The following is a 2318-nucleotide window of genomic DNA, read 5'->3' as shown; positions in this document are numbered from 1 at the left end:
TCTATCATGAGCGTGGGGGATGGCTGAAAGGGCATCACAGCGGTATGCCTTACTGGGCCCAGGGAAGCACAACGGAAATGCGCCCCAAAAACATTGCCTTTAACTACATCGTCAAAGCAAGCTGATGTATTTAAGGCGTATTAACTTTTAACTTACAGCAACGTATTTTGACCCAGACCATGCTTCCCGAATACCCCGGTTTACCTCTGTACGCTCTGAATCCTGCCGCACCATAGCCTGCTTTGCCGTCACAGACGGCAAAGCCGTTTGAGCCACTACCCCAGTTCGCATAAACCGGTTTTCTGGAGTCTTCTTCTGCGTCATAACAGGCCGAATAATCAAAAACCAGTGCATCGCTGATATTATTCTTCCAGACACCGGATTGGCACGCTGGCTACTGCCTGACGCTTAATTAAATACCGGCCCCAGGTATATTGAGACACGTAACAGATATCGTTCCACCTGACTCATAATTACCCCACGCATAATTATTGACATACCAGACATTATTTTTATCGGAATAAACCTGCTGAAAACCACCGAAAGGAGAACCATTAAGATACGTCCATGCACAATATGCATGGACACCAAGTCTGAAATTACGAATATTTTTTCCGATGTTATAGGTCTGCGTTGTGAATTTAATTTCAGTTGACCGCCAGACACCGGATTGGCACGAAAGTATTGCATTTCTGTATCCAGCCTCCTACCTTCCCCGTTTTTATCGTGGAAGGCAGATATGTTTCAAAAAAACAAAATTCGCAAAATGTCCCTCAGCCGGGCACTGGACAAATACCTGAAGACTGTTTCCGTCCATAAAAAAGGTCATCTGCAGGAGTTTTATCGCGTCAATGTGATTAAACGTCACCCTATGGCCGATCGCTATATGGATGAAATCACTACCATTGATATCGCCGGTTACCGGGATCAGCGTTTAGCTCAAATTAACCCACGAACAGGGCGTCAAATCACCGGAAATACCGTCCGTCTTGAACTTGCCCTTTTATCATCATTATTCAATATCGCCCGAGTGGAATGGGGAACATGCCGTATGAATCCTGTTGAACTGGTCCGAAAACCGAAAATCAGTAATGGCCGCGACCGCCGACTGACTTCTGGTGAAGAACGCCGCATTTCCCGCTATTTCAGGGACAAAAATCCGCAGCTCTACGTTATCTTCCATCTGGCTCTGGAAACAGCAATGCGCCAGGGAGAAATTCTCTCATTACGCTGGGAACACCTCGATTTGCAGCACGGCGTGGCGCATCTTCCTGAAACGAAAAATGGCTCACCACGCGACGTACCACTCTCCCGGAAAGCACGTAACTACCTGCAAATTCTGCCACAACAGATAAACGGCAATGTGTTCAGTTACACCTCGTCCGGTTTCAAAAGCGCCTGGCGTACCGCTCTTCTGGATCTGAAAATAGAAAATCTGCATTTTCACGATCTCCGCCATGAGGCCATCAGCCGTCTGTTCGAGCTCGGCACACTGAACGTTATGGAGATTGCAGCCATTTCCGGTCACCGCTCCCTGAACATGTTGAAACGGTACACACATCTCCGGGCATATCACCTGGTCAGTAAACTCGATGCAAGGCGTAAACAGACCAGCAAAATTTCCCCTTATTTTGTTCCCTACCCTGCAACTGTCAGAAACAGAAACGGAGTGTTCATTGTGACACTGCACGATTTCGACCTTGAAAGCCGTGCTGAAACCCGGGAACTGGCAATATCTCACGCCAGCGTATTGTTGCTGCGCGCACTGGCCCAGGCTGCTCAGCGGGGTGAACGCGTCCCCACACCAGGCGAGCTACCCGCAAACATTGATGAACGGGTCATGATTTGTCCGTTAACAAACAGCCAGTTCATGACAAAAGCGAACAGTATTTTCATATCCTCCTCCTGAACAAATAATTTTTGTTCAAAATTAACGCTATGAGACCCTTTATGAAACACTTATCCCCCCGTGCAGCCACTGCGGATAATAATCGTATCGTTACAATTGAAGACGTTTACACAATCGCATTCTCGCAACCAATTCACACCGAATCAGCGTTGGGGCAAAGGTGGATGTTGATCCATACTGGTGAATATGAAAGTGCCAGCGATGCAAAACGCTTCCTTGATCCGCTCGCCATCGGGCACTGTGCTTGCATGGTAACACCATCACCTGTTCTGGATCATGACATCTGGCTGCATATCCGCCTGCTGATGGGCGAGATAAGGGATGCCAAATAAACATTCATGGCCCCAACGCATAAAAATAACGCCGGGGACTCTGGCAGTGGCACCATTCTTTTTACATAGAGCCAATA

Annotated in this window: 2 protein-coding genes; both read left to right on the top strand. The window is 47.7% G+C overall.

The genetic code is table 11. The features are described 5' to 3' along the window. Positions 1–739: 739 nt before the first annotated feature. Positions 740–1909 carry a site-specific integrase gene (locus E0D98_RS23385; protein ID WP_000486830.1) on the top strand — a complete coding sequence of 390 codons (1170 nt, stop codon included), beginning with the start codon at positions 740–742 and terminating at the stop codon, positions 1907–1909. A gap of 41 nt (positions 1910–1950) precedes the next feature. Beyond that, positions 1951–2241, top strand: coding sequence for a hypothetical protein (locus tag E0D98_RS23380; protein WP_062896504.1), 291 nt, complete (start codon positions 1951–1953; stop codon positions 2239–2241). Positions 2242–2318: the final 77 nt, after the last annotated feature.

The sequence above is a fragment of the Escherichia sp. KCJ4928 genome, from assembly GCF_004352695.1.
GTDB lineage: Bacteria > Pseudomonadota > Gammaproteobacteria > Enterobacterales > Enterobacteriaceae > ECMA0423.
This window is presented reverse-complemented; position numbering and strand designations above follow the sequence as displayed.

What these genes read in the sequence shown, in the direction of transcription:
- E0D98_RS23385 (WP_000486830.1), top strand. Translation starts at nt 740, where the DNA reads ATGTTTCAAAAAAACAAAATTCGCAAAATGTCCCTCAGCCGGGCACTG.
- E0D98_RS23380 (WP_062896504.1), top strand. Translation starts at nt 1,951, where the DNA reads ATGAAACACTTATCCCCCCGTGCAGCCACTGCGGATAATAATCGTATC.